This window comes from Halorientalis salina, assembly GCF_005049285.1.
In the GTDB taxonomy this organism is placed as follows: Archaea; Halobacteriota; Halobacteria; order Halobacteriales; family Haloarculaceae; genus Halorientalis; species Halorientalis salina.
In genome coordinates this window covers 372,558-396,828 of record NZ_SOSC01000002.1, presented here as the reverse complement: position 1 = coordinate 396,828, position 24,271 = coordinate 372,558, and the positions used below count along the sequence as shown (strand labels likewise).

At 65.4% G+C, this 24,271-nt stretch carries 24 protein-coding genes; 9 read left to right on the top strand and 15 right to left on the bottom strand.

Annotation, left to right across the window (positions count from 1 at the left end):
- Positions 1-140 precede the first annotated feature (140 nt).
- Entirely contained in the window at positions 141-608 is a 468-nt protein-coding gene (locus E2481_RS06480) for a phosphopantetheine adenylyltransferase (RefSeq protein WP_136716312.1), read from the top strand.
- On the opposite strand, the gene E2481_RS06475 is transcribed toward E2481_RS06480, so the two are convergent.
- Positions 609-1,049 (bottom strand): bifunctional nuclease family protein, encoded by a 441-nt coding sequence (locus tag E2481_RS06475; RefSeq protein ID WP_136716311.1) that lies wholly within the window; start codon positions 1,047-1,049, stop codon positions 609-611.
- A gap of 98 nt (positions 1,050-1,147) precedes the next feature.
- On the opposite strand from E2481_RS06475, the gene E2481_RS06470 reads away from it, so the two are divergent.
- Together E2481_RS06470 and E2481_RS06465 are read left to right on the top strand one after the other, a co-directional pair.
- A complete protein-coding gene (locus E2481_RS06470; RefSeq protein WP_136716310.1) occupies positions 1,148-1,435 on the top strand; it encodes a hypothetical protein in 288 nt (95 codons plus the stop codon).
- A 93-nt stretch (positions 1,436-1,528) separates the two neighbouring features.
- The gene (locus E2481_RS06465) at positions 1,529-2,317 is read left to right on the top strand and encodes an enoyl-CoA hydratase/isomerase family protein (RefSeq protein WP_136716309.1); all 789 of its coding nucleotides are present in this window, start codon (positions 1,529-1,531) and stop codon (positions 2,315-2,317) included.
- Here the strand turns inward: E2481_RS06465 and E2481_RS06460 are convergent, their stop codons facing one another.
- The 3 genes from E2481_RS06460 to E2481_RS06450 form a co-directional block, all read right to left on the bottom strand.
- Positions 2,318-4,648 (bottom strand): heavy metal translocating P-type ATPase, encoded by a 2,331-nt coding sequence (locus E2481_RS06460; RefSeq protein WP_136716308.1) that lies wholly within the window; start codon positions 4,646-4,648, stop codon positions 2,318-2,320. It lies immediately after the preceding gene.
- A 183-nt stretch (positions 4,649-4,831) separates the two neighbouring features.
- Positions 4,832-5,839: an AI-2E family transporter gene (locus E2481_RS06455; protein WP_136716307.1), complete on the bottom strand. Its 1,008-nt coding sequence runs from the start codon at positions 5,837-5,839 to the stop codon at positions 4,832-4,834.
- A gap of 49 nt (positions 5,840-5,888) precedes the next feature.
- Complete coding sequence (locus E2481_RS06450; RefSeq protein WP_136716306.1) at positions 5,889-7,121, bottom strand: AI-2E family transporter; 1,233 nt, start codon at positions 7,119-7,121, stop codon at positions 5,889-5,891.
- Between the two features lie 305 nt (positions 7,122-7,426).
- Here E2481_RS06450 and E2481_RS06445 point away from each other — a divergent pair, with 305 nt between their 5' ends.
- From E2481_RS06445 to E2481_RS06435, 3 genes are all read left to right on the top strand, one after another.
- Complete coding sequence (locus E2481_RS06445; RefSeq protein ID WP_136716305.1) at positions 7,427-8,428, top strand: CDP-glycerol glycerophosphotransferase family protein; 1,002 nt, start codon at positions 7,427-7,429, stop codon at positions 8,426-8,428.
- Positions 8,416-9,105 (top strand): NTP transferase domain-containing protein, encoded by a 690-nt coding sequence (locus E2481_RS06440; protein WP_136716304.1) that lies wholly within the window; start codon positions 8,416-8,418, stop codon positions 9,103-9,105. Before E2481_RS06445 ends, E2481_RS06440 begins: the two co-directional genes overlap by 13 nt.
- A gap of 129 nt (positions 9,106-9,234) precedes the next feature.
- Positions 9,235-9,900 carry a glycerophosphodiester phosphodiesterase gene (locus E2481_RS06435; protein WP_136716303.1) on the top strand — a complete coding sequence of 222 codons (666 nt, stop codon included), beginning with the start codon at positions 9,235-9,237 and terminating at the stop codon, positions 9,898-9,900.
- A gap of 212 nt (positions 9,901-10,112) precedes the next feature.
- On the opposite strand, the gene E2481_RS06430 is transcribed toward E2481_RS06435, so the two are convergent.
- The 3 genes from E2481_RS06430 to E2481_RS06420 all read right to left on the bottom strand — a co-directional run bounded on the left by E2481_RS06430 (position 10,113) and on the right by E2481_RS06420 (position 11,726).
- Positions 10,113-10,598 (bottom strand): hypothetical protein, encoded by a 486-nt coding sequence (locus E2481_RS06430; protein WP_136716302.1) that lies wholly within the window; start codon positions 10,596-10,598, stop codon positions 10,113-10,115.
- A 9-nt stretch (positions 10,599-10,607) separates the two neighbouring features.
- The gene (locus E2481_RS06425; RefSeq protein WP_136716301.1) at positions 10,608-10,910 is read right to left on the bottom strand and encodes a ribbon-helix-helix domain-containing protein; all 303 of its coding nucleotides are present in this window, start codon (positions 10,908-10,910) and stop codon (positions 10,608-10,610) included.
- A gap of 192 nt (positions 10,911-11,102) precedes the next feature.
- Positions 11,103-11,726 (bottom strand): class I SAM-dependent methyltransferase, encoded by a 624-nt coding sequence (locus E2481_RS06420; RefSeq protein ID WP_136716300.1) that lies wholly within the window; start codon positions 11,724-11,726, stop codon positions 11,103-11,105.
- 265 nt (positions 11,727-11,991) lie between these two features.
- Between E2481_RS06420 and E2481_RS06415 the strand changes: the two genes are divergently transcribed.
- Together E2481_RS06415 and E2481_RS06410 are read left to right on the top strand one after the other, a co-directional pair.
- Positions 11,992-12,186 carry a cold-shock protein gene (locus tag E2481_RS06415; RefSeq protein WP_136716299.1) on the top strand — a complete coding sequence of 65 codons (195 nt, stop codon included), beginning with the start codon at positions 11,992-11,994 and terminating at the stop codon, positions 12,184-12,186.
- A 233-nt stretch (positions 12,187-12,419) separates the two neighbouring features.
- Positions 12,420-14,231 carry an L-aspartate oxidase gene (locus E2481_RS06410; RefSeq protein WP_136716298.1) on the top strand — a complete coding sequence of 604 codons (1,812 nt, stop codon included), beginning with the start codon at positions 12,420-12,422 and terminating at the stop codon, positions 14,229-14,231.
- A gap of 68 nt (positions 14,232-14,299) precedes the next feature.
- Here the strand turns inward: E2481_RS06410 and E2481_RS06405 are convergent, their stop codons facing one another.
- The 4 genes from E2481_RS06405 to E2481_RS06390 all read right to left on the bottom strand — a co-directional run bounded on the left by E2481_RS06405 (position 14,300) and on the right by E2481_RS06390 (position 17,079).
- A complete protein-coding gene (locus tag E2481_RS06405) occupies positions 14,300-14,584 on the bottom strand; it encodes a translation initiation factor eIF-1A (RefSeq protein WP_136716297.1) in 285 nt (94 codons plus the stop codon).
- A 205-nt stretch (positions 14,585-14,789) separates the two neighbouring features.
- Positions 14,790-15,971: a sensor histidine kinase gene (locus E2481_RS06400; RefSeq protein ID WP_136716296.1), complete on the bottom strand. Its 1,182-nt coding sequence runs from the start codon at positions 15,969-15,971 to the stop codon at positions 14,790-14,792.
- Positions 15,972-16,033: 62 nt separating this feature from the next.
- On the bottom strand, positions 16,034-16,444 hold the full coding sequence (gene msrB / locus E2481_RS06395; protein ID WP_136716295.1) for a peptide-methionine (R)-S-oxide reductase MsrB: 411 nt from the start codon (positions 16,442-16,444) through the stop codon (positions 16,034-16,036).
- A gap of 80 nt (positions 16,445-16,524) precedes the next feature.
- Positions 16,525-17,079 carry an HTH domain-containing protein gene (locus tag E2481_RS06390; RefSeq protein WP_136716294.1) on the bottom strand — a complete coding sequence of 185 codons (555 nt, stop codon included), beginning with the start codon at positions 17,077-17,079 and terminating at the stop codon, positions 16,525-16,527.
- Between the two features lie 214 nt (positions 17,080-17,293).
- Here E2481_RS06390 and E2481_RS06385 point away from each other — a divergent pair, with 214 nt between their 5' ends.
- Positions 17,294-17,740, top strand: coding sequence for a universal stress protein (locus E2481_RS06385; RefSeq protein WP_136716293.1), 447 nt, complete (start codon positions 17,294-17,296; stop codon positions 17,738-17,740).
- Between the two features lie 36 nt (positions 17,741-17,776).
- Here E2481_RS06385 and E2481_RS06380 read toward each other — a convergent pair whose 3' ends face one another.
- The 4 genes from E2481_RS06380 to E2481_RS06365 form a co-directional block, all read right to left on the bottom strand.
- A complete protein-coding gene (locus tag E2481_RS06380) occupies positions 17,777-19,477 on the bottom strand; it encodes an Ig-like domain-containing protein (protein ID WP_136716292.1) in 1,701 nt (566 codons plus the stop codon).
- Complete coding sequence (locus E2481_RS06375; RefSeq protein WP_136716291.1) at positions 19,474-21,630, bottom strand: type II secretion system F family protein; 2,157 nt, start codon at positions 21,628-21,630, stop codon at positions 19,474-19,476. Before E2481_RS06375 ends, E2481_RS06380 begins: the two co-directional genes overlap by 4 nt.
- Positions 21,627-23,462 carry a type II/IV secretion system ATPase subunit gene (locus E2481_RS06370; protein WP_136716290.1) on the bottom strand — a complete coding sequence of 612 codons (1,836 nt, stop codon included), beginning with the start codon at positions 23,460-23,462 and terminating at the stop codon, positions 21,627-21,629. The genes E2481_RS06375 and E2481_RS06370 overlap by 4 nt, the downstream gene beginning before the upstream one ends.
- 79 nt (positions 23,463-23,541) lie before the next feature.
- A complete protein-coding gene (locus E2481_RS06365) occupies positions 23,542-24,252 on the bottom strand; it encodes a fumarylacetoacetate hydrolase family protein (protein ID WP_136716289.1) in 711 nt (236 codons plus the stop codon).
- Positions 24,253-24,271 lie beyond the last annotated feature (19 nt).

Below are 24,271 nucleotides of genomic sequence, written 5' to 3'. Positions count from 1 at the left end.
CGACGCGGGGTGTGATGCCTGTCTGCATCGGTTCGCTCGTACCTGTGGCGGAACGTCCGTTAGTATGCGGTCGCTTCGGCCGCAGTAGCGGGCTGGTACTGGGTCGAGTCTTGAAGTAGGTGGCCGGTCCAGGCTATGCCATGACCGAAACGCGCGTCGCGGTCGCGGGAACGTTCGGGCCGTTACACGACGGGCACCGGAACCTCCTGCGGACCGCGCTGCGATACGGGGACGGGGGTCTCGTCATCGGCGTCACCAGCGACGAGTTCGCCCGGTCGTCACGAAGCCGAGCGGTCCCGGCCTTTGGCGACCGGGTCGCGGCTGTCGAGGCCGCCCTGGAGGCGGGCGACGAGTGGGGGCGCGAGTGGGAGGTCCGCGAACTGACGAGCGAGCACGGGATCGTCACCGAGGAAGCCGATATCGACGCCCTGGTCGTCTCGCCGGAGACGGCCGCACAACTCGCAGGGATCAACGACCAGCGGCGCGCGGCGGGGTTCGAACCGGTCGACGGGATCGTCGCGCCGTACGTCCTCGCAGAGGACGGCGAGCGCATCTCCTCGACGCGAATCGCCCACGGCGAGATCGACCAACACGGCAACCTGCGGTAGTCACTCCGCGCCTTCGACGTCGAACTCCTCGGGGGAGCGGCCGGCGTCGTCCAGGACCTCGTCGGAGACGAGGATGGGACAGTCCACGCGCAAGGCGAGGGCGATGCCGTCGCTCGGGCGGCCGTCGAAGACCAGTTCCGTGCGCTCGCCGCCGTGGTACTGCTCCGCGTCGATCTTGGCGTAGAAGGTGCCGTCGGCCAGGTCGTCGATGCGGACCCGGTCGATGGCCCCGCCGAACTCCGCAACCATCTGGACGAACAGGTCGTGTGTCAGCGGCCGGTCGAACGGCTCGCCGTCGAGCGCCAGTTGCATCGACTGTGCCTGGTCGTTGCTGATGAAGATCGGCAGGAGTTCGTCGCGCGCGCTCAGGACGACGACGGGCGCGCCCGACCCTTCGTCGCCGACTCCGACGCCGACACCCTCGACGGTGGCCTCGTTCATGGCACACAGTACGTCGGGAAGGTATGAAAAGATACCCCGCGAACCCCGCTCCCGTGTCCCACCGAGCGGTCGAAGTAGCTGGAACGCAAAGCCCGACTGTGACCGACTCCGGCTACGTCGTCGAGATCAAACCGTCCGCCCGTCGCAGGTGTCGCGCGGTCGGCGAGTGGGTCAACGACCGGGGAACGATCCGCCGCTTCGGCTCGAAACCGCTCGCCCGTGCGTGGGCACGCGACCTGAGCAGTCCGGGAACGACCGTCTGGATTCAAGATGTCTCCCAGGCCGACGACCGCGACGCCGACGGGTATCTCGTGAGTGGGGCCCGGCGCGGAAACCCGTCTTCGCAGAGTCGGGACGAAACCCAGTCGGAACTGGTTCGGTTCTGACTCCCGACCCGAAACCCCCTTCCATTGTAAGGCTTCGACGCGCGTTTCTCGCCTGCCGGTGGGTTTTTACCTCGATTCGGTTACTGTGTTAGCATGCCAGAGATCGGCACGGGAACGGCGGTCGTGGAGTTCGACGGACACCGGGCGGACGTGTGGCTGAACCGGCCGGATAAGCGCAACGCCATAAATCAGGACGTCATCAGAGACCTGACCGAGGCCATCGAGCGGGTCGAAGACCGCGAGGACGTGCGTGCGATGACGCTCCTGGGCAACGGGTCGGTATTCTGTGCCGGGATGAACCTGGAGATGATGTTCTCGGCCGACCACGACGAACACGAGGAGTTCCACGCGAAGCTCCGGGAGCTGTTCGACGCGATCGAGGCCGTCTCGGTCCCGACCGTCGCGGGCATCAAGAAGGCGGCCGTCGCCGGGGCCTTCGAGCTCGCACTCCCGGCGGATTTCCGGGTCATCGGCTCGGACGCGAAATACGGGCTCCGGGAGACGAAACTGGGCATCTTCCCGAGCGGCGGGTCGACCCAGCGGCTTCCCCGTCTGATCGGGCTCTCGCGTGCGAAGGACCTCGTCATGCGGAGCGACTTCATCGACCCCGCGGAGGCCGAACGCATCGGCCTCGTCCACGAAGTGGTCGACCCTGGGACCGTTGACGAGGAGGCCCAGGCGCTCGCCGACGAGTTGGCGACGCGGGCCCCGCTCGGCATGACGCGCGCCAAGGAGTGTCTCGACGCCGCCTTCGACGTGTCCATGGACGAGGGACTGGACATGGAACACGAACGAGCGGTCGAGATCTGGGACACGCACGACCGCAGGGAAGGGTTCGGGGCCGCGCTCGAAGAACGGGACCCGGAGTTCGAAGGGGAGTAGCTACTCCAGTACGTCCTCGGGTTTCAGCCGGCCGAGTCGCATCGCGTTGCCGGTGATGGCCGTCGTCATTCCCACGTCGCCGATGAGGACGGCGTGGATGACGCCCACGAGGCCGAACGGGATGCCAATCGCCAGCAGCGCCTTCACGCCGAGCGACCCCCAGATGTTCTGTCGGATGACGCCGTTGCCGGTTCTGGAGAGGTCGGCCAGGTAGGGGAGCCGCGAGAGGTCGTCGCCCAGCAGGCCGATGTCGGCCGTCTCGATGGCCGTATCGGAGCCGGCCGCGCCCATCGCCACGCCCACGTCGGCGGTCGCCAGCGCCGGCGCGTCGTTGATGCCGTCGCCGACCATCGCCACCGTGCCGAATTCGTCTTGGAGGTCCTCGACGGCCTCGACTTTCTGCTCGGGGAGGAGTCCGGCCCGGAACTCCGCGACGCCCACTTCGTCGGCGACCGCTCGGGCCGTGCCCTCGTTGTCGCCGGTGAGCATCACGGGAGTGAGCCCGCGCTCCTGTAACGCCGCGACGGCTCGCTTGGCGTCCGGACGGACCGTGTCGCCGACGGCGATGAGTCCCTCGATTTCCTCCTCGGTCCCGATCACGACGACGGTCTTGCCCTCGGCCTGGAGGCGGGGAATCGTCTCCTCGACGAGGTCGAGACAGCCCTCGCGTTCGCACTGCGCTCGCGTGTCCGCGGGCAGGTCGCCCGCGCTCGTCGTGAAGTGGACGTGGCTCAGGTCGAAGCCCAACTCGTCGAACAGGTCGGGCTTGCCCGCATAGTGGATCGCTCCGCCCAGTTCCGCGCGCACGCCCTGCCCGGTGAGGCTCTCGAAGCCGTCGACCTCGCGGTCGCCGTCCGGGACGCCCTCGGCCTCGGCGTGGCCGACGATGGCCGCTGCGATGGGGTGTTCGCTCCGGGTTTCCAGCCCGCTGGCACACCGAAGTACGTCGTTTTCGGTGTTCCCGTTGAGGGGCACTACGTCGGTCACGCGGAGTTCGCCCGTGGTCAGGGTCCCCGTCTTGTCTAGCGCGATGGCGTCGATCTCGCCCATCCGTTCGAGGTGGTCGCCGCCCTTGATGAGGACGCCGTTGCGGGCGGCGCTGGTGATGCCCGACACCACCGTGACGGGCGTGCTGATGACGAACGCACAGGGGCAGGCGATGACGAGGAACGTGATGCCCCGGACGAACCACTCGATGGCCGGGAGCCCGAAGACGAGCGGCGGGACCGCTGCAGTGAGGATCGCGGCCGTCACGACGACCGGCGTGTAGTAGCCCGCGAAGCGGTCGACGAACTGCTCGCGTTTCGTCTTTCGCTCCTGGGCGCTCTCGACGAGGTCGATGACGCGGGCGAGCGTGCTGTCGCCCGCGGCCGCCGTCACTTCGATTTCGAGGTAGCCGTTCTCGTTGATGGCCCCGGCGAACACCTCGTCGCCGACCGTCTTGTCTACCGGCACGCTCTCGCCGGTGATGGGCGCCTCGTTGACCGCGCTTTCGCCCTCGATCACCTCGCCGTCGAGGGGCACCTTCTCGCCGGGTTCGACCACGACGGTTTCGCCGACGGCGACCGCGTCGGCTGGAACGTCGATCAGTTCCCCGCCGCGTCTAACCAGTGCGGTCTCGGGCGAGAGTTTGAGCAGTTCGCCCAGCGAGTTGCGCGCCCGGTCGACGGCGTACCGCTCCAGGAGTTCGGCGACGTTGAACAGCACGGCGAGCGAGGCGGCCTCGATGTACAACTGCTCGCTCGTGAACAGCGAGACGCCCGTGGCACCCACCACGGCGACGCTCATCAGGAAGTCGATGTCGAGACTGAAACTCTTCGCCGAGTAGTAGCCGTTCCGGAGGATCACCTGGCCGCCGACGGCGATCGCCGCGAGCAAGACGCCGTCGGCGACGGTCAGCCCCTGGCCGAACGGACTGGCGACCACGCCGTCGAGGCCGGGGAACAGGAACCGTATCGCCAGCGCGACCACCAGCAGGACGGCGCTGACGGCGGTCTTGACCGCTCTCTGCGTCTGCCAGACCGGTGGCGTCGTCGCGGGTCCCGCCGCCGTGTCGTCACCGTCTACCGAAACCCCTCTCACCCCGTACCCGGCCGCTTCCACGGCGCTGACGGCTGCCTGCCGCGTCTCGCCACGACCGTCGTAGCCGACGGTCACCCGTCCCGTGGTTGGACTGAGTTCCATCTCGTCGGTCCCGTCGACCCCACGGAGCGCACTCTCGACGGTCCCGACACACGAAGCACAGTCCATTTCGGGGACCTGTAACTGGAGCGCTGGACCAGCCACCGGTCCGGGGTCCCCTCTCTCTCCGTCCGGGTCTTCGCCGCTCATTGAGCGGCCCTACTCGCTCACGAGTTATTAACTTCGCTGTTAGCGTTGGGCGATTAGATACCTCGTTTTACTATCTCTGACCGCACGAGTTATTAATCGGCGATCGCTGGGACTGTCGCTGTTGGCGTCCGGGTGGGGACCGACGGGGCGCTCGACCGCGCCGACGTTCGGCGGCGGGCGGCGCTACCGGCCGGGATGCAGCGGCGATTCCCTGCGGAACACGTCCAGCGTCGCACGGAGCGTGCCGATCACGACGGGGCCGAAGAAGATCCCCATGAGGCCGATGACCGAGATGCCACCGATGAGGCCGAGGACGATGACGGCGGGGCTGACCTGTGCGTACCGGTCGACGACGATGGGTCGCAGGTAGTCGTCGGAGACGCCGACGACGATCGTTCCCCACACCAGCAGGAACAGGGCGGGAACGGGCTGTTCGGACAGGCCCAGGAAGAGCACGGCCGGCCCCCAGACCAGGAACGAGCCGACGAGGGGCAACAGCGAGAGAACGACCATCACGGCCGTCCAGAACAGGGCGTTGGGGATTCCGACGACGGCCAGGCCGAGGCCGGCGAGACCCCCCTGGATCACGGCGATGAGGACGTGGCCGGCCAGGACGGCCCACATGATCGCGTCGATCTCGGCGTACAGTTCGTCCTGCACGCGGTCCTGAAGCGGGATCGTCCGCCGGAGCCAGCCCATGAACGCCGGGCCGTCCTTGAGGAAATAATAGAGGAGAAACACCGTTATCCCGGATCCGAGGAGCAGATGCGTGACCACGCCGAACGCGCCCAGCAGCCCTCCGAACGCGTCCGTTCCCCCGTCACGGACGACGGTCCTGAGCGTTCCCCCGAGGTCGACCTCGACGCCGGTGAGTTGCCGAATCTGGTCTTCGGCCCGCGTGAGCGTGATCTCTCCCCGCCTGACCTGGCGAACGATGCTGAGTCCCTCGGAGACGACGACCCGACCGACGACGAACAGCGGTACCAGCACGACGACTGTCGTCCCCAGGACGAGCAGCACGGCCGCGACCTGCTCCCCGATCCGGGGCTGCAGTCGCCGCTGGACCGGCCCGAGGACGTACGCGAGCAACACGGCCAGCAGGAAAAACTGGAGGTACGGGAGCACGAAGGCGATCGAGAGCGCCAGTAACACGAGTGCGAGCGCGACGAGGAACCCACGACTGGTGTCCATACTACCCCGTAGACCGCAAACAAAAAAAGGTGGGAGTCCCGGAGACCCCTCACTCGTCGTCAGTGCCGGGTGAATCGTCGGCGTCGGTCGAGCCGTCTGCGGTCTCGACGTCCGTCTCCTCGTGGTCCGTGGCGGCCACACCCCCATCCTCGTGGTCCGCTGGGGTCCCGTCCGACGTGGCGACGGCGGGGTCCGATCCGATCGAGCCGGCGGCCGTCACACGCGGTGTGAGCGGGCGGCCGTGGAGCAGTTCGGTGAGGTTGATGCGGACGGTCTGGATGCCCAGCACCAGCAGCAGGGGGCCGAGGAACAGGCCGTACCACCCGAAGAGGATCGGTCCGAGGATGTACGCGAACAGGACGAGTCCCACGTGGGTCTTCCGGCCGGCGATGCGTGGCAGGAGCAACCCCATCGGCACGAGGTCGGCGAAGACCAGACAGGCCACGAAGAGGGCGATCGGGAAGGCCAGCAGCGAGGGGTCGGTCCGGAACGCGACTGTGCCGAGATACGCGGTCAGCGGCACGTAGACGAGTTTGCCGACGACGATCGGGACCATGCTCGCGACGCCGGTGAGCAAGGCGAGCGCCGTCGGGAACGGGATGGTCAGCGCGGTCGGCGCGAGGAGATTGAACGCGTGGTAGAAGGCGAGCGTGATCGCGGCCACGACGCCGACCAGCAGGACGTTGCCGAAGTAGATGGTGCCCAGATCGCGGTCGACGGCGGTCGCGTAGGCGTGACCGGTCGTCCCCTGCCCGGCGACGTTCCCCTCGAACCAGGCCCTGATGCGCTCGTCGTCGCGCAACAGGTAGAACGCGACGGTCACCGCGATGAACAGGTGCAACAGAACGTCGGTCAGGAAGGCGAGAACGCCCAGACTGGCCGCGGCGACGCTCTGGATCGACGCGCCCTCGGCTCCCAACTGCTCGGCGCCGTCGAGGGGTTCCGACACCGCCGACAGATCGACGTACGAGTTGATCGTCTCCCTGATCGGGGCGCCGTCGAGGACGGCGAGCAGTTCACCGATGCCGACGACGGCGAGCGAACCGACGAGGACGAGCATCGGAAGCGCCACGACGAGCAGGGCGATCGTCGCGGCGGCCTCCGCGGGGACGTGGCGCTGGAGCCGTCGTTGCAGCGGCCGGAGTCCGTAGTAGAGAAACACGCCGAAGACGAACGTCCCGACGAACGAGAACACCACGAACGCGAAGGCCCCGCCGAGTGCGAGCGTGAACAGCCACCAGCCGGTCCGGTATCGGTCCGTGCCAGACAGTGCCGAGAGCATACGTCCAGTCGATACTGGAAGGAAAAAGTGTAACCGGTCACTCCGACTCGCCGGTCCGATACGTCTCGTGGTGTTCCCTATACGCCCGGCCCGGGGCGACCCGACCGGTGTGGCGACAGTGCCTGCTCCTTACTTTCTGGAAGATTGTGGTGTCGGATCCGAGTAGCTACGGTTGTTTTCAATAAATTAAGCCGGTAAAGTTAATGATTCGGATGGTGTATTGATGCTACCTTTGCCGTCTTGAGAGCGGCGGACCCGGATCGAATCGGCAGTCAACCAGTTTCACCGGAGACGATTTAGTCAGAATGGTTACCATCCTCTATACACTCGACCGGCGCTTCATGCAGAAAACCTTCGTTTCGATCGACCGACATCTGGGCGACTCGTCGGCCGTTCTGCCCTTGCGTCCGGACGGGAGCGGCTGTCCGCAGTCGATTCCGGTCGTCGAACGCTCGATCGCGTCCGTCGAGGACCTCGATGCGGCCGTGTTCGACATCGATCCCGACGTGATCGTCCAGAACCACCGGTTCACCACGGAGGTTCTCGACGAGCAACCGGCCTTCCAGCGCGAGTATCCGCTCGTCCACGTCCGGCACGGGGCCTCGCTGGGTCGCGGCGAGGCGCGGACGACGACGCGCGACCTTGGTGACGTGGTCGACCTGGCGCTTGCCCCGGGCGAGCACTGGGCCGACCACTACCGCGAGGCCTTTCCCGAGACCGTCAACGTCAGCGTCGTCGGCGTGCCCGAAGCGGACGCCCTCGTCAGTACGACCCTGCCCCGGGAGCGTCGGGTTCTCTATGCGCCCACGAACCACAACTACGGCGGCGGGAGCTACCTGCGAACGGCGAGCCGGGTGCTCGACGTGTTCGCCGATTCCGACTACGAGCTCCGATTCCGCCCCCATCCGATGGACCGCATCGAGGAGCCGGGGCGGACACTGACCGAGGCCTGTAAAGAACGCATCGCCGGCCTCCCGAACGTCACCTTCGACGACACGAGCACGCCCCGCGAGAGCCTGCTGTGGGCCGATCTGCTGATCTCCGATTGCTCGGGCATCATCACCGAGTGGCTCCACACCGGCCGGCCGCTGCTCCAACTGACCGACACCGAAGCCGATCTCGACATCCCCACAGTGGGTCTCCAGACGGAGACGCTCTCGCTCGATCTCGTCGATCAACTCTACGAACAGGGCTACCCCGAGGCGGTCGCACAGGAACGCGCGAGCACGCTCGCGGAACTCGGCATCCCGATGGACGGTCGCGCAGGCGAACGCGCGGCCGAGGAGGTGATCGCATGCACGCGGTGATCCTCGCCGCTGGCGAGGGGAGCCGACTCGGCTCCCACGGGTCGGAGGTCCCCAAAGCGTTCATCGACCTCGCCGGCCGGACGCTGTACGACCGCCAGCACGGCTGTCTCACCGGACACGTCGACGAGCTGACGGTGGTGCTCGGGTACGCATACGAAAACGTCGTCGACGACATCACCGATGCGCGAACCATCGTCATGGAGGACTGGGACGACTACGAGAACGCCGAATCGCTCCGTCGGGGACTCGCCGGGATCGACGACGACGTCCTCGTTTTGAACGGCGACGTCGTCGTGACCGAAGCGACGATCGCGAGCGTCGTCGACCAGCACTCCTCGGCCGCCGATCGGAGCGTCGTCGCCTACATTCCCGGGTACCAGAACCACTCGACTGCGCTCCGATCCGATGACCGGGGACTCGTCGCGGAGTACGGAATGATTACCGGTCATCGCCACGCCGGCCTCGGCGTCATCGACCGTTCGCATCTGGACGCGGCCCGTCGGTACCTCTACCGACACCGCGACGAGTGGTACCCAGGGCTTTACACCGCCATCGAGACCGAAATGGCTCCGATCCCCGCCGACCAGCACATCGAGATCAACTACCCGCGGGATCTCTTCGCCGCGCGCCGTAAGCTCCCCCTAGAGGCCACTGACGAACTCGACCTCCAGACTTGAACCGAGGATAGGGCCGATCGTGCTGTGTTCCCGTCCGACAACTCCGGCTGATTCGAACGTATCGCCGCTGGGCGGTCGACGCACGAAGAGGCGATAGCGTTAATGCCGTCCTACGCCTGGCTCCCAGTAATGGAGCTCATCGGCCATCGGGGCTGTGCCGCCCAGTGTCCGGAAAACACCGTCAGGGCGGTCAAGCGCGCCGCCCAGTACCTCGACGCGGTCGAGGTCGACGTCCGGCGGTGTGGGTCCGGGGAACTGGTCGTCTTTCACGACGAAACCGTCGATAGATTGACTGATGGAACCGGTCCGATCGGCGAGTTGGACTGGGAGGAACTACGAGACCTCGAAGTGTTGGACTCGGGCGAATCGATCCCCCGGCTCTCAGACGTGCTCGACGCGTTCCCGGACGGCGTCCGCGCCCAACTCGAACTCAAAGACGCCGGCCTGGCCGCCGACGTCCGGAACGTTGTCGCCGACTTCGACGTGGGCGTGACCGTCTCCTCGTTCCGTCCGGCCTCGATCCGGGAAGTCAACACCGTCGACTGGGACGTTGCCACCGGGTACCTCTTCGAGTCGGACCCGTCGACGAGTCTCAAGATCGCCATCGAACACGGCTGTGAAGTCGTCCACCCGCACTACGATCTCTGTCTGGAGACCGACATCGTCACCGCCGCACAGAACGAGGGACTGGACGTCGTCGCCTGGAAAGCGGCGCGGACGGCCGACGAGATCGCGGCCCTCCGTGCCGTCGGTGTCGACGGCGTGACCACCGACCGCTGGGACATCGCGGACTGATCCCACGGCGACACTCGCTACGTTCTGCGGTCCCGTGTTGGTTCGAGCCGGTACCGGTTTCGATCGGTTCCGGAGGGTAACCCACTTGCCGTCGCGTCACGTAGCCGCCGCTGGCCGATGACGAACTGGTCGTTCCGAGCCGGCTTCGACACCCGGCCGTGACGAACCCTATGAGTGCCGAGGCCCCTTTCCTGGTACCAGAACGTGGTTGTTCACTCGAACAGTTTCTGGGCTCTTCTGTAGATCGGTGCGCCGAGCCAGTCCCGGTTTTCCGCGAGTTGGTCCAGTTTCTCTTGGGCTGTCTCTCGCTTCAGGACTTCTCTTTTCACGAGGGCTTTGAGGATGATTGGTGAGATCGCCACCTTCGCGTCTACCAGTGATTGGAGTTCGGGAAGTGCTCTCAGGTCGTCGGTGAGCAAGAACTCCGCGTTCAGTTCTCGGGTCAACAGCGCGCAGCTGGCCTCGCCCCTGTCGACACGGGACGATTCAAACCTGCCTTCAACTCGGTGAATAGGTATCCTATCCAGGTTCCGGAGGACGGCTTCGGCTGCCTTTCCATGCCGATCGTCATACTCCGCAGTCTCCGCTAACTCTTCGACCACTGTTTCCGTCGTATGAGTATCGAACTCGGTGAGAAACGTGTCGAGGAGGTCGATAGAGGCTAGCGAAATGAGTGTGCTCGTATCCGCGACGATCATGCTCTCACACTACAGCCCTGCGAGGTCGTCGGCCAGGCCTTCGCCTTGGTCCAGAATGGTTTTCGAGGCCCGGACGGATTCGGCATCTCGCCTGCCGATGAATCCTTTCAGGACATCGAATCCGATCTGGTCGTCGAGGTACAGTTCAACGACTGCCTCCTGAAACCTCTCGTCGTCTTCGATCTCGTCGAAGTATTCCGTGAGCGCTTCTTTGACGATCTCCGTCCGATTCTTTTTGCTGACTTCGGCGGCGACGTCTGCCTTCTCGATCAGGTTCTCCGGCAACCGGAAGTTGACCCTGGTGCTCCCCATAACACGACCACTAGTACATACATTGTACACACGAATATATAAGTATTAGCCTGCGGAGCCATCACTGATTTCGACAGTGACCGTCTCCGACCTGCACATGCTGAACAAGGAGACGGAGAACGCGCTCGGCGTCGCTGTAGAGACGTATTGAGATGGGGATAGAGTCCGAGCGGTGAGTGCCGAGGCCTCGTGTTACGATTCCGCCGTGCGGAAAGCACGGATCGTATCCCGCTTGCCGGACTCGGCGGCCACCTCGTCGAGTCCCAGGTCGGTGAAGATACGGTTCCAGTTCCGATAGTACAGCGGGAACTCGTCGTTGACGTAGTTGACGTCTGCCTCGCTCGATTCGGACGCCTCGCTTCCGCCCTCGTTCTCGACAGTCACGAGGAGGTCGTCCGTGATCCGGACCAGTTCCTCGTAGACCCACTCGGCGTCCGGGTGGAGGTGCTGGAGGGTCTCCACGGAGTAGACCGCATCGAACTGCCCGTCGTCGAACTCGCCGACGACGTTCTCGATGGCGTCGATGTAGAACGTCCCCTCGTCGGCGAGCTCCGGGTGGTTCTCGGCCAGCACGTCCATCGCGTCGTCGTTGACCTCGATGCCCGCGAGGGTCTCGAACCCGTGGTCGTAGAGATGCCAGAGGTGTCTGCCCGAACTACAGCCGAGTTCCAGAACCGTCGCGTCTCGGCCGACGAACTGGTCGAGGAGGTCCAGAATCGCCTCGCTCGTCTCGTCCGGGCCGTAATGGGCGTAATACCCCGGTGAATACTCACCGGACCGTTCTGCCCACTGCCGGCGAACTTCGTTAGAATCCACGTCTAAGGACTACTGCCGATACGTAAAGTATCGTCGGCCTCCCCGTCGGACCCCTGTATCTCCCAAACCGCACCGACCGGTTCTGTTGATTCCCCTGAAGTTCGCTCGAAATGTGTTGAATCGAACAGTATTCGTGACAGAATCCAGTATGTGTGGCCGAATGACTATGGCTTATGGTTTATGCAGGACGTTCGTATAGAAATAAATAGAATAGGGGTACGAATGCGGAAGACTAATACGTGGGGTCGACGTTTGTTTATTCGTAATGGCAAACGGTACGGTTGATTTCTTCAACGACACAGGCGGTTACGGGTTTATCGAGACAGAAGACGAGGACGAGGACGTATTCTTCCACATGGAAGACGTTGGCGGCGAGGACCTCACCGAGGGGACCGACATCGAGTTCGACATCGAGGACGCCCCCAAGGGTCCGCGCGCGACGAACGTCGTTCGCAACTAAGATTTCGTACAGTCGCTGCTGAGCGACACAACGCGATTTTTCGTTCTTTCAGACGCTAACGTGCTGAGACACGTCTCTCCGTGCAGACCACTCCGTGCGTTCTCGTCGCGATACGGGTCAATGCCTGATACTGACGTCGCCTAAGCGCGCACGCTCGCGAAGCCCTTATCGCATTCCGTCGCCTAAATTCGGACAGATCCGGGCCCAACGCCGGTCCGGTGACAATTCCCCTCATGACTCAGTACGGACTCCCCGACGAGGACCCCGTGGACTCCCCCACGGCGGACGCGAGAGCACAGCCCTCAGAGTACGAGACGGTGGCGGTCCCGGTGCTGGTCATCGGTGCGGGCGCGGCCGGTGCACGTACGGCCATCGAGCTCGCCGATCGCGGCGTCGAATCGCTCGTCGTCGGCAAACGGGACCACGGTGACGCACACACCACCTGGGCAGCCGGCGGCATCAACGGCGCACTGGGGAGCCTCGATCCCGAAGACGACTGGACCATTCACGCTGCGGACACGCTCAACGAGGGGCACTTCCTGAACGACCCCGTCGCGGTCGAGACCGTGACGAAGGCGATGCCCGACCAACTGCGCGAACTCGACGACTGGGGGGCCGACTTCGACCGCACGGACGACGGCGAGATCAACCAGCGGTACTTCGGTGCCCAGTCGTTCCGGCGGACGGCGTTCGTCGGCGACCGGACTGGCGAGGCGATCCTCGACACGCTCGTCTCGAAAGCCCAGTCGCTGGGGATCCCCTACCGGGACAACGTGATGATCACCGACCTGCTGTCGGACGGCGATCGCGTCTACGGCGCAGTCGCGGTGGATCTGACCGACGGCGAGTTCGTCCTGTTCGTCGCCGACTACGTGGTCGTGGCCGCCGGCGGGTTCTCCGCGCTGTACGAGCGCCACTCCTCACGCGACGACGAGAACACCGCCGACGGGCCGGCGCTGGCCTACGAGGCCGGTGCCGACCTGATGGATCTGGAGTTCGTCCAGTTCCACCCGACCGGGATGGTCGGCGACCGCTACGGCGAGGAATGGTCGGGCCGGCTCGTGACCGAGGCCGTCCGCGGCGAGGGCGGACGGCTGTTCAACGCTGATGGCGAGCGGTTCATGGAACGATACTCGCCTGACCAGATGGAACTGGACGCCCGCGACGTGGTCGCCCGGGCCATCGCCCAGGAGATTCGCGAGGGCCGGGGCACCGAGAACGAGGGTGTGTATCTGGACGTCAGTCACCGGGACGCCGACTACGTCCGCGAGCGACTGCCGTCGATGGTCGAGCGGTTCGCCTCGCTCGGCGTCGACATCACCGAGGACCCGATGGAGGTCGCACCGACCGCCCACTACACGATGGGTGGCGTCGACATCGACTGGACGACCGGCGCGACCCGCGTCGACCGCCTCTACGTCGTCGGCGAGTCGGCCGCCGGCGTCCACGGTGCGAACCGCCTCGGCGGTAACTCGCTGGCCGAGACCGTCGCGATGGGGACTGTCGTCGGCGAGCACCTCGCTGACCGTGCCCCCCGATCTCCGACGCTCCCCGACGGGATGGCCGCCTACGCCGAACGAGCCATGCACGCCCTCAATGAACTCGGTGACGCCGACGGGACGGTTCGCCCGGCGACGCTCATCGCCGATCTCCGGGAGTGTATGGCCCAGTCCGCCGGCATCATCCGCGACGAAGCCGGCCTGCGAGCCGGACTCTCGACGCTCCAGAATCTGCACGAACGGACCGGTGACCTCCGGGTCGAGGGCGACCGGACCGACCAGGACTTCGAACTCGCCGTGGACCTATCCTTCATGCTGACGCTGGCCGAGGGAATCCTCCGTGGCGCACTCGCCCGCGAGGAGTCACGCGGCGCGCACTACCGAACCGACTTCGAAGCGCCGTCGTCGGACTGGGACCGGAACGTCCTGTTCCGACGGGGTGACACCGGGATGGAGCGCGACACCCGTGGCGTGTCCGCTCCTTCCAGCGAGGTCCAGGCTGCGCTCGAAGCGGGCTACGAACTCGACTACCACCACCTGGAGTAACTCTTTTTCCGCGGCTGGCGCTCCGAACTGAAAACGATAGAATCCGCGCCCGACGAAGACCGGGGTCGTTACTGGATGTGGCCTTCTTCGCGGAGCTGGTCGGCGTCGCGGCCGTCGTAGCGCCACTCGATGTTGGCCTTGTCGTCGTCCCAGTCCCAGGGTTCGGCGATGACCACGTCGTCCTCGTTGATCCATGTCCGGAACTTCATCCGACCCGGAATGCGCCCCATCCGGCTCTTGCCGTCTTCGCACTGCAGTCGAACGTGGTTGCCACCGTTGTGTTCGGTGACGACAGCAAACAGCTCGTCACTGTTGGGCATACGGAGATTCCGACGCCCTGATTCTTCACTCATACGCTCACTACGAGCGATACACTGATAAGTTCCGTGGAACTCTCGGTAACGTGTGCCACGAAGCGGACCGATCGACGCCCCCTCCGGCCGTCGTTCGGGCGCGTCTCGCCATCGCCGACCGTCCGCCTGTGCATGCAGATCACCGCTGTCTGATTGACCTACGAAGGACTGATCTTCTCGAAAACTTACTGCAACCGACCGAACGTCACTCGTTGAAGCCTTCGAAGGCACTGTTTATTTCGGCCATCGGAAGCTCCACGACGAAGACGGCTCCCCTGGGTCGGTTGTCCTCGACGTAGACGGAGCCGCCGTACTGCTCGACCATCGTTCGGACGAAAAACAGGCCGAACCCGCCGCCGCTCGTGCTGTTGCCCCGACGGAACACCGTCACCTTCTTTTCGTCGGGGATGCCGGGGCCGTTGTCGGCGACTTTGACCCGGACGGTATCGTTGGCGGCGGCTGCCGAGACCCGGACGACCGGCTGGTCCGCGTCGTTGTGGTGGACCGCGTTCCCCAGCAGGTTCCCGAACACCGCCGCGAGCATGTCGTCGGCGAGGACGGTCACGTCGTCGGGTACGTTCGCCCACACCGAGAGGTCGTCGTAGCTCTTCCGGACGGTCTCGATCTCCTCGCGGAGGACCGCCGAGAGATCGACCGGTTCCGGCGTGATTTCGGCGTCGCTGGCCAGCGCCTCGACGGTCGCTCGCGCACGCTGGGAGAGGTCGATGACGCTCTCGGTCTGGTTGAGAATCGCGTCGAGGGACTCCTGGTACTCGCCGTCGAGTTGCCGATCGAGGTGTTCGCCACGGGCTCGAACGACGGTCATGCTGTTCAACACGTCGTGTCTGAGGATGCTGTGCATGAACTCCAGTTGATCGCCGACCTGTCGCGCCTCGCGAGCGTCCTGTCTGGTCTCGACGAACAACGTTCCGATGACCAGTCCGGCGATAGCGCCCGTGTGCGCGCTGGCGAGCAACTGGAGGACCGGACGGCCGACGTAGATGCCCGTCGAGGTCCGGATGACGACGGTGAAATACATCGTCAGGTAGACTATCACCAACCCCGCGATGGTCGCGCCGGCGACCCCCCAGCGCTGTCGGGCCGAGAACTCGGTCCCGGCCAGGTAGATGGCACCGTACACGAGGATGACCGACAGCCACGTCGAGAGGACGACCGCCGCGACCTGTGGCCACTGGAACCCGAACAGGCGCAACTCCCACAGGAAGTTCATCACCGTGGCGAGGAAGAGTCCAGCACCGACCGTTCCGACGACTATCGGACCGCCGTACGGCGTCGTCGCGAGCAACCGCTCGAACCGCTGTCGAACGTCCGTCCCTGGGCTGACCCCCTCACCCGGATGTTCCGCTGGCCGGTCCGCCGGCAACACAGCTTAGTTACTGTCTGCCGAGACGTAAAATTATTGTCCTTACGACACGTATTGCAACTGGGTCAGTTGTCCTCGGGTTCGAAGTCGAGCGCGGCGGAGTTGATGCAGTACCGCTTGCCAGTCGGGTCCGGGCCGTCCTCGAACACGTGGCCGAGGTGACCCTCGCAGGTCGCACAGACGACTTCGGTCCGTCGCATGCCGTGGCTGGTGTCCACTCGCGTCTCGATCTTGTCCTTCGCCGCGTCGTAGAAACTCGGCCAGCCCGATCCGGACTCGAACTTGGTCTCGGAGTCGAACAGTTCTGCGCCGCAGCCGGCACAGGCGTAGTTCCCGTCCGCTTTCTGGTCGACCAACTCGCCGCTGAACTTCGGTTCGGTCCCCGCCTCGCGCAGGATCTCGTACTCCTCGTCGGTGAGTACCTCGCGCCACTCCGCGTCCGTCTCCGGAAGGTCCTCGTCGACTTCTTGAGACATGGAACCGACTAGGGCGTGGACGTTGATACGCGTTCCCCCGTCGCCGCGCCCCTGGCACGATCGAGACTCACGTCGCCCGATTACGGTTCCGGGACGTCCACTCCCTCCGGATCGGTCAGCGTCAACTGGTGTGGCGGCTCGGCGTATGCTTGCTCGATCGGCTGGAACTCGCCGTTCCGGTCCGCGGGTCGGGACTCCATCTCGATCGTGTCGAGACGGTCCTGGACGGCGTAGGTCGTTTCGGGTCCGTTCGCGGGCGCGACGAACGTGAGGTCCTTGCCGTGGTACTCTGCCAGCGTCATGACGGGGAATCGAACCGCTCGATAGGTTTCTCCGCTGATCGCGGAATCGACGGTCCGACGCTGGAACTGCTCTTCGACCGAGAGGCCGTTGGCCGACGCCCACTCCGAGAAGACGGTCACGCGGTTGCGCGCGAACACGCCGGCGTCCGTGCGAGCCTCTGCCGGCGATGCCGGGGCCTGCCGACCCCAGATCACGAGCTGAGACTCGTCGATCACACCGGCGTCTTCGAGCGCCGCCAATCGCTCGATCGCCTCGTCCTGCTGGCTGCGTGCCTGTCCCGCCAGGAGCGACCGAACGTACAGCTCCACGCGCACCGGCTCGTCGTCCGTCATCGGCTCTCCTCGTAGCGTCCCCGCGGTCGCGCCACGGACGCCTGATGGATCGTCTGGCTCATTGCACTCAGTAGGGACCGTCTCGTCCGAGTCTACCTATTCTTATCGCTACATACAGGCCGCCAGATACGTTTCGTGTCGTCTCGGCTGATCGCACGGTGGCTCGGGGTGCCGTTTGAAGTACGCGGCCTTCCAACTCCCGGACGGGATCGTTATGTACGACAGAATACTCGTTCCGACTGATGGAAGTCGCGGGACCACAGAGACGCTCGACCACGCCGCCCACATCGCCGCCGACAACGACGCGACGCTGCACGTGCTCTACGTCGTCGACCGCCGCGTGTACCTGGCCGCCGACGACGACGCCAAAGCCGACATCGCCGCGTCGATGGAACAGGAGGGCGAACGGGCTCTGGAGGCGGCCACGGACGAACTCGCCGACGTCGACGTGCCGGTCGTGACCGAGCGCCGCGAGGGCGTCCCACACCGCGAGATCATCGAGTACGCCGAGGAGGCGGAGATCGACCTCGTGACGATGGGGACACACGGCCGGACCGGTCGAGACCGACTGGCCTCGATGGGGAGCGTCACCGAGCGCGTCGTCGAAGGCATCGAGTTGCCAGTGCTGGTCGTCGACATCGAGGACGGCGAGGACGACTGAGTCACGCGCTGCGGTGACGCGTGCGGGCCATCTCCCCTAATCCGGTGCACCGAAGTACGTCGCCGTCGATCTGCGTCCGGCGTCGTCCTCGTAGATGATCTCGACAGCGAAGAAATCGCCCCGCTTGACGCCGTCCCTGTTTCCGGAGAAGTCGAACGCGAACCGGTAGGTCCGCTCGTCGGGACCGCCAGCCGCCCCGTCGGCAGCGGCGAGCGGCGTGACCGAGACGTTCCTGAAGCGGCCACCGACGTCCCCTGTCGCGGTCGGGCCGCTCGGCGAGTCCGAGACCGTGTAGGTCTCCGGCGGCGCGTCCCCCTGTGCCGAGTAGAAACTGACGCGCAGCCGGGAGACGCTCCGGCCGGCCGTCGCATCGAGGTTCTGGAAGGTGAGGTCGGCCACACAGTCCTGGTTCCGTGACGAACACGTCCCGCCGACGAGTTCCGAGTCGACCAACGCGACGGACTGTCCCGTGCCCGGGTTGACCGTGTTCCCCCCATCCCCGTCGCTTCCCGACCCGTCAGCGTCGAACACACTCCGTTCCAAAACCACCTCACGTTGAGCGGCCGGCGCTGTCCCGTTGAAACTCGCGGTGATCGTCACGGGCGTCGTCTCGTCTACGTCAGCCGGTGTCTCGTAGGACAGTGTGACCCGTCCGTCACTGTCGCTCCGGTTGGTTTCCACCGGTGTCACCGTTCCCTGGGAGGCCGTCGCCGTCACTGCGACGTCACTCACTGGGTTGTTGTACCTGTCCCTGACTTCGACAGTGAACTGCTGGGTGGTGTTTTCGGGGACCGTCGACCTGCTCTCCCCGACGTCGACGAGGTACTGCGGTGCTGTCGTCCGTTCGAAATCGGACCCGAGCCCGAGCGCGGCGAGCCGCAGGTCGTAGGTGACCCCCTGCTGGAGTTCGATGGTGACGGTCCCCTCGTCCGGTCCGGGTCTGATATCGGCCACGTAGCCGCCGTTTGCTGTTCGTTCGTCGTCGAGTATCGCCTCCCAGTCGTCGACTGATAGCTCGGTCGGAACCGTCAGGGTAATCGGCGTCCCGTCGTCGGCGACGCTGACGGTTCGGGCCGGGCCGCTGACAGGCGTTACACCGACCGACACCGAGTGAGCGCTGGCGGTCGAGAGTCGACCCTGCAGTGCGACCACCGAGATGCGCCGGCCGCTGACGAGCGCACCACGTTCCTGGACGAGCGACTGGTCGCTCTCGTATCGGTTGTAGAGCACGCCGTTCTCGTAGACCGTCGTCGGTGCGTTCCGGTACTCGTTGTAGTTCGGTTGGTATCGGACCGACTTCGTCGCGAACGACCGCTCGGTTCCGTTCAGGTAATCGCCCGCCTCTCCCGCGGCCCGGGCGTTGTCCAGTGTCGCCGTCCCGGACTCCGAGAGGTCGAGACTCCCGGTCGCCCGCGGCGGGTTGAACAGGAACAGTCGCGTCGGGTAGCCGGTTCCGGCCTCGATCTTGACCGTCCCTTCGACGCCGGTTGCGGCCGTGCGGGTGAGCACTTCCTGGAACTCCTGCATGTCGCCCTGTGCGCGCTGATTGTGCTCGAACTCGACTTGCTGGTTCGCGGCCGGGACGGCGTTGAGCTGGACGAGCGCGACCAGTAGCACCGCTAGCCCGAACATGAGGACCGACCCGAGAACTGCCGAGACGGCCCGGTCGTCACCGCGAAACCGCTGTCGGTCCGTCCGTGCTGTACCCCTGTCGGCTGGTAGATCTCTGTCTGTCATGCGAGCGTGAACGCGATGAGTGTGAGCGCGACGAGTGCGATGCTGTACTTGAGCCCGCCGAGCAGGCTGTCGTTCGAGAGCTTGCCCGCGAGCACGCCGACGCCGAGGCCCTGGATGAGCGCCGAGTGGAAAAACAGGGCCTGATAGGTCTGGATCGGGACGTTCTGCAGGGCGAGGGGTGATTCCGGTTGGCCGGGAATCTCCGGCGCGGTCGCCGCGGCCTCGGCGATCGGCTCCAGGTAGCTGGCGCTGAGCAGGAGGATGACCAGCAGGTACACCAGGAAGCCGATCACGACGACGGCGATGTACGACGACAGTTCGGCGTGTCGCCGCCGTCTGGCCCGCTCGCGCTCGCGGGTGTCCTCTGCCGCGATGGCGAGCACGCGGGACAGGTCCGTGCTGGACCGCGCCCCTTCGGCGATCAGTGTCAGCGTTCGGGATAGCTGGGCGACCCGCAACCGGTCCGCGAACGCGTACAGCGCCGAGTGCGTGTCGAAGTTCCACCGGATGTCGTTTCTGACTGTTTCGATCTCCGCTGCCAGCGGCCCGCGCGTCCATCGGGAAACCAGGGTGAGCGCGTCGGTGAACGCGACGCCCATCCGGTTGGCCGACGACAGCACGTTCAACGTGTCCGGGAACCGGCTGGCGATCTCCCTGTTCCGCCCGGCTTTCCGCTCGTGGAACGCCGACAGCGGGACGAGCACGACCAGAAGCGGCAGGACGAAAAGCAGCGTCGTCGTCCACACTGGCTCCTCGACGACGGCCCGGCCGGTGGGAGTGACGAGCCCAGCGGCGACCGTCACACCGACCAGCAGGGTCGCCGCGGGCACCGAGAACGCGAGCGTCAACGTCGGCCGATCACTGATCGCGTCCAGCGGGTTCGCGAGGAGTTCACGGGCCGTCTGCAACCGCCGGTGGCGCTCGTATTCGAGGTACTGGCGCTGTCGCTTCTCGGTTTCGGTCAGGGGGTCCGGGACGGCGTCGTCAGTCCCGGCCCAGACGGCGACCCACTCCCTGCAGACGGCGATCCGATCGCCCAGAACCGACCGGAGGACCGATCGGCTGCCGCCGAGGACGGCCGCCTGCTGGATATCAAACTCGACCGTCGCGATCCGATACGGCTCCGAGAGGGTATCGATCAGGACCACGAACGCGATCATCGCCAGCGGCAAGACGACGTAGACCAGGGCCGTCAACTCCTCGACGGTGTTCCCGCCCAGCAGGCTGATCATGACGAGGATGACGATGAGGAACAGCGGCGCGGCGACGAAGCCGACGACGAACACCTCGCTCAACAGCGCGAGCAGTTCCAGGAACGACTCCTGTTCCTCGCGGGATTCTTCGAGGTACTCGTCGCTCTCCGATTCGAAGAAGGCCGTGAGGTCGCCGCCGGCGTCCAGCACGGCGATCATGTCGTCGAGGAACTGCTCGAAGTGACGGCTTGGCGTGAGGTTCCGGGCGTTTTGCAGCGCCGAATAGATGTCGTTACCGAACAGTTCCACGTCGCGGGCGATCATCTGGCACTCGTTTGCCACCTCGCCGTAGGTGTCCTCCTTCTCGGCGATGACGTCGATCACCTCGAGCAAGTCCATGCCGCCGTACGAGAGCGCGTACATGAACGTGATCGCGTGGGGGAGCGTCACGTCGATGTTCCGCCGCCGCCCGCTGGCGACGTACCCGGGGTACCTGTAGCGTATCTGCCAGACGAGGCCGGAGAGCGTCAGCGCGAGGGCGACCGACAACCCCGCACCGACCAACAGCAGTCGGTTCCGACCGACGTACTCGGAGACACTGCCCGTGACCTGAAGCGGGCTCTGTAACCCCGCGACGACTCCGAGGGAGTCCAACAACAGCGTCAACAGGACGCCAATCACGGCGCCGACGACAGCGGCGCTCGCGGCGTAGCGGACGCCGTTGGTGAGATAGACGTCGTAACTGGTGCCCGACCGGGCCTGGTTGAGCGAGCGCTGGAGGTCGGCGTACGCCTGGTGCCGTCGCTTGAAGTAGGCCCGGAGTCGACCGTACTCCTCGCGGAGTCGGTCCCCGTCGGCGTCCGGCGGCCGTCTGGGCTCGGACATCCCGCCGAGCCCGTACTCCGAATCCATCCCCGACGGGAGGGTTTCCGTCACCTCGTCGCCGCTGTCGTCGTTCATGAGTCCTCGATGAGGTCCTCCGCCCCACTGATGTCCGACGGGCCGATGTCGGTGACGGCCGGCCGTCTGTCCGGGAGGTCCTCGCGCGTCAGTGTCTCCGCGCGGATTCGCTCCATGAGCCGGTCGGGGTTGCGGTGGTACATCTTGATCGTCCGGGCCACGTCCCCGTAGTCGGTCATCCCCGCATCGATGAGATACTGGATGACTCGCTCGCGCTCCCGGAGTTCCCGCTCAAGCCGAGTGTCGTCCCAGCCCCGATCGTGTGCGATCTCCTGGAGCACGACCGAGTCCCCGACCTGTTCGTGCGTGTCGGTCGCGGCGTCGCGCTCGAAGATGCGCTTGGTCTCGACGCCGGAGCCGTACTCGCCGGCCGATATCTCGGCGACGGTTCGGTTCCGCCGCACCCGGTCGTCCCCGAGGAACGTCTGTGCCTGGACCGAGATCACGTCGAGGTCCTGTAACATCTGTTCCGGCACGTTCAGCGGCGGGTTCCGTAGCCGACTGAGCGCCGTCTCGACCGAGTCAGCGTGCATCGTCGTGTAGGCGGTGTGGCCCGTCGACATGGCCTGGAAGAAGGCGAGTGCGACCCGCTCTTCGGTCCGGATCTCGCCGACGAGCAGGTACTCCGGCCGCTGGCGCAGCGCCGCTTGGAGGAGCCGGTACATCGAGACTTCCCCCCGTCCGTCGGCGGAGACGCCGTCGCGTGTCACGCTCTGGATCCAGTTGTCGTGTGGGAGATCGATCTCGCGGGTGTCCTCGATGCTGACGACTTTGCTCCGGGGCGGAACGAAAAAGGAGACGGCGTTCATGCTGGAGGTCTTCCCCGAGCCGGTCCCGCCGGCGAAAATGAGCGACTTGTTGTTCGCGATGACCAGCCAGAAGTACGCCATCTGTGCGGCCGAGAAGGTACCGGACGCGACGAGGTCGACCGGCGTGAACGGCACGTCGGCGAACTTCCGGATGGTGAAGTTCGACCCCCGCGTGCTCACGTCGCCGCCGAGCGTCAACTGGACGCGCGACCCGTCGGGGAGGCTCGCGTCCACGAGCGGGTCCGAGACGGTGAGCTGTTTGCCGGCCCGCTGTGCCAGACGGAAGGTAAAGGGATCGAGCCGATCGCGCTCGAACGCGACGTTCGTCACCAGGTCCCGGTACGTCCGGTGATAGACGAAGATCGGCACGTCGGCCCCGTCACAGGAGATGTCCTCGATAGCCGGGTCCCGCATCAGCGGGTCGATCGGGCCGTAGTGGATGAACCCCCGGAGCAGGTAGTACAGCAACTTGTGCAGGGACCCCGAGTCGACGGTCGCCGCGTGGTCGGTGATGAGACGCTCTGCCTCCCGCCTGAACACCGTTTCCCGCTCCGCCTCGTCCTCGAAGGAGTGATACAGCAGGTTGTCCCGCAACAACTCGACGAGGTCCTCGCGGACGTACTGCTCGAACTCGTCGAGGACCGGTTCGCTCACGTGATAGACGTACTCGTTGTCCGTCTCGTCGTAGAGAATCGACGTGTAGGCGTACGGCCTGTCGACCCAGGTCCGGTCGACCTCCTCGTACCGGTCGAGATACCCGAAATCGAAGAACTGCTCGGCGACGTACGACGCCGATGGGGTCGGGACGAACGACTCGTCCTCGGATTCGGTCTGAAAGGACGCCACAACGTCGCCGAGGACGGCCCTGACCGTCGGGTGATCCCGGACGGGAAGTTCCCCATTCGAATTCAAGTCCGCACGACTGGCCGTGCCGTGGTCGGCTAGCACCTCCGCGAACGGGGCCGTTCCCGCGTCTCGTCCGCGGTCTCCCTGTTCGTTCCCGGTATCAGAACCATGACTCATCAATCGGTATCGGCTACAGTGGCTGTCGGATGTTAAATACTTCGCGAGCGCCGGGCGGCCGACCCGTTCGACCGGTCGACTACTCGACGGTGTTTCGCAGCGTCCCGATGCCCTCGTAGCGGATCTCGATCTCGTCGCCGGGTTCGACCAGGCCGGGATTGGCCGGGCTGCCGAAGGAGATCACGTCGCCCGGGCGGAAGGTGTATCGCTCCGAGAGGAAGGCGATGGTCTCGCGGGGCTTGTTGAACATGTTCTCGGTGTTGTCGTGCTGGCGACGCTCGCCGTTAATCGTGGTCTCCATCTCCTTGCCGACCGGTTCGTAGTCGGTCTCGATCCAGGGGCCCAGCGGCCCGGAGCTGTCGAAGGCCTTGCGGGCGGTGCGACGTTCCTGGTCCAGGGCGTCCATGTCGTTCAAAATGGTGTAGCCCCGGACCACGTCGTCGACCTCGTCTTCCTCGATGTCGTGGCACGCCTCGTCGATGACGACGGCGAGTTCCCCGGCGTAGGTCAGTTCCTCGGTCCACTCGGGGTAGGGAATGGGCTGCTCGGGCGGGTGGAGGCTGTGTGGCGGTTTGATGAACCAGTCGGGCACGTCCGGGATGTCGTAATCCATCTGGTCGACCTTCTCGCCGAAGTTGCGCCCGACGCAGAACAGCGCGTCGGGGTCACAGGGCGCGAGCAGGGTCGCGTCCTCGCCGATCGTGTACGTTGCCTCGTCGGTTTCGAGGGTGCCGTCGACGTATTCGCCCTCGACGACGCCATCAGGTGTGTCCGCACGTGCGAGTTTCATCGCGCGTGGCTTCCCACCC

What these genes read in the sequence shown, in the direction of transcription:
- E2481_RS06480 (WP_136716312.1), top strand. Translation starts at nt 141, where the DNA reads ATGACCGAAACGCGCGTCGCGGTCGCGGGAACGTTCGGGCCGTTACAC.
- E2481_RS06475 (WP_136716311.1), bottom strand. Translation starts at nt 1,049, where the DNA reads ATGAACGAGGCCACCGTCGAGGGTGTCGGCGTCGGAGTCGGCGACGAA.
- E2481_RS06465 (WP_136716309.1), top strand. Translation starts at nt 1,529, where the DNA reads ATGCCAGAGATCGGCACGGGAACGGCGGTCGTGGAGTTCGACGGACAC.
- E2481_RS06460 (WP_136716308.1), bottom strand. Translation starts at nt 4,648, where the DNA reads ATGAGCGGCGAAGACCCGGACGGAGAGAGAGGGGACCCCGGACCGGTG.
- E2481_RS06455 (WP_136716307.1), bottom strand. Translation starts at nt 5,839, where the DNA reads ATGGACACCAGTCGTGGGTTCCTCGTCGCGCTCGCACTCGTGTTACTG.
- E2481_RS06450 (WP_136716306.1), bottom strand. Translation starts at nt 7,121, where the DNA reads ATGCTCTCGGCACTGTCTGGCACGGACCGATACCGGACCGGCTGGTGG.
- E2481_RS06445 (WP_136716305.1), top strand. Translation starts at nt 7,427, where the DNA reads ATGGTTACCATCCTCTATACACTCGACCGGCGCTTCATGCAGAAAACC.
- E2481_RS06440 (WP_136716304.1), top strand. Translation starts at nt 8,416, where the DNA reads ATGCACGCGGTGATCCTCGCCGCTGGCGAGGGGAGCCGACTCGGCTCC.
- E2481_RS06435 (WP_136716303.1), top strand. Translation starts at nt 9,235, where the DNA reads ATGGAGCTCATCGGCCATCGGGGCTGTGCCGCCCAGTGTCCGGAAAAC.
- E2481_RS06430 (WP_136716302.1), bottom strand. Translation starts at nt 10,598, where the DNA reads ATGATCGTCGCGGATACGAGCACACTCATTTCGCTAGCCTCTATCGAC.
- E2481_RS06425 (WP_136716301.1), bottom strand. Translation starts at nt 10,910, where the DNA reads ATGGGGAGCACCAGGGTCAACTTCCGGTTGCCGGAGAACCTGATCGAG.
- E2481_RS06415 (WP_136716299.1), top strand. Translation starts at nt 11,992, where the DNA reads ATGGCAAACGGTACGGTTGATTTCTTCAACGACACAGGCGGTTACGGG.
- E2481_RS06410 (WP_136716298.1), top strand. Translation starts at nt 12,420, where the DNA reads ATGACTCAGTACGGACTCCCCGACGAGGACCCCGTGGACTCCCCCACG.
- E2481_RS06405 (WP_136716297.1), bottom strand. Translation starts at nt 14,584, where the DNA reads ATGAGTGAAGAATCAGGGCGTCGGAATCTCCGTATGCCCAACAGTGAC.
- msrB (WP_136716295.1), bottom strand. Translation starts at nt 16,444, where the DNA reads ATGTCTCAAGAAGTCGACGAGGACCTTCCGGAGACGGACGCGGAGTGG.
- E2481_RS06390 (WP_136716294.1), bottom strand. Translation starts at nt 17,079, where the DNA reads ATGACGGACGACGAGCCGGTGCGCGTGGAGCTGTACGTTCGGTCGCTC.
- E2481_RS06385 (WP_136716293.1), top strand. Translation starts at nt 17,294, where the DNA reads ATGTACGACAGAATACTCGTTCCGACTGATGGAAGTCGCGGGACCACA.
- E2481_RS06380 (WP_136716292.1), bottom strand. Translation starts at nt 19,477, where the DNA reads ATGACAGACAGAGATCTACCAGCCGACAGGGGTACAGCACGGACGGAC.
- E2481_RS06375 (WP_136716291.1), bottom strand. Translation starts at nt 21,630, where the DNA reads ATGAACGACGACAGCGGCGACGAGGTGACGGAAACCCTCCCGTCGGGG.
- E2481_RS06370 (WP_136716290.1), bottom strand. Translation starts at nt 23,462, where the DNA reads ATGAGTCATGGTTCTGATACCGGGAACGAACAGGGAGACCGCGGACGA.
- E2481_RS06365 (WP_136716289.1), bottom strand. Translation starts at nt 24,252, where the DNA reads ATGAAACTCGCACGTGCGGACACACCTGATGGCGTCGTCGAGGGCGAA.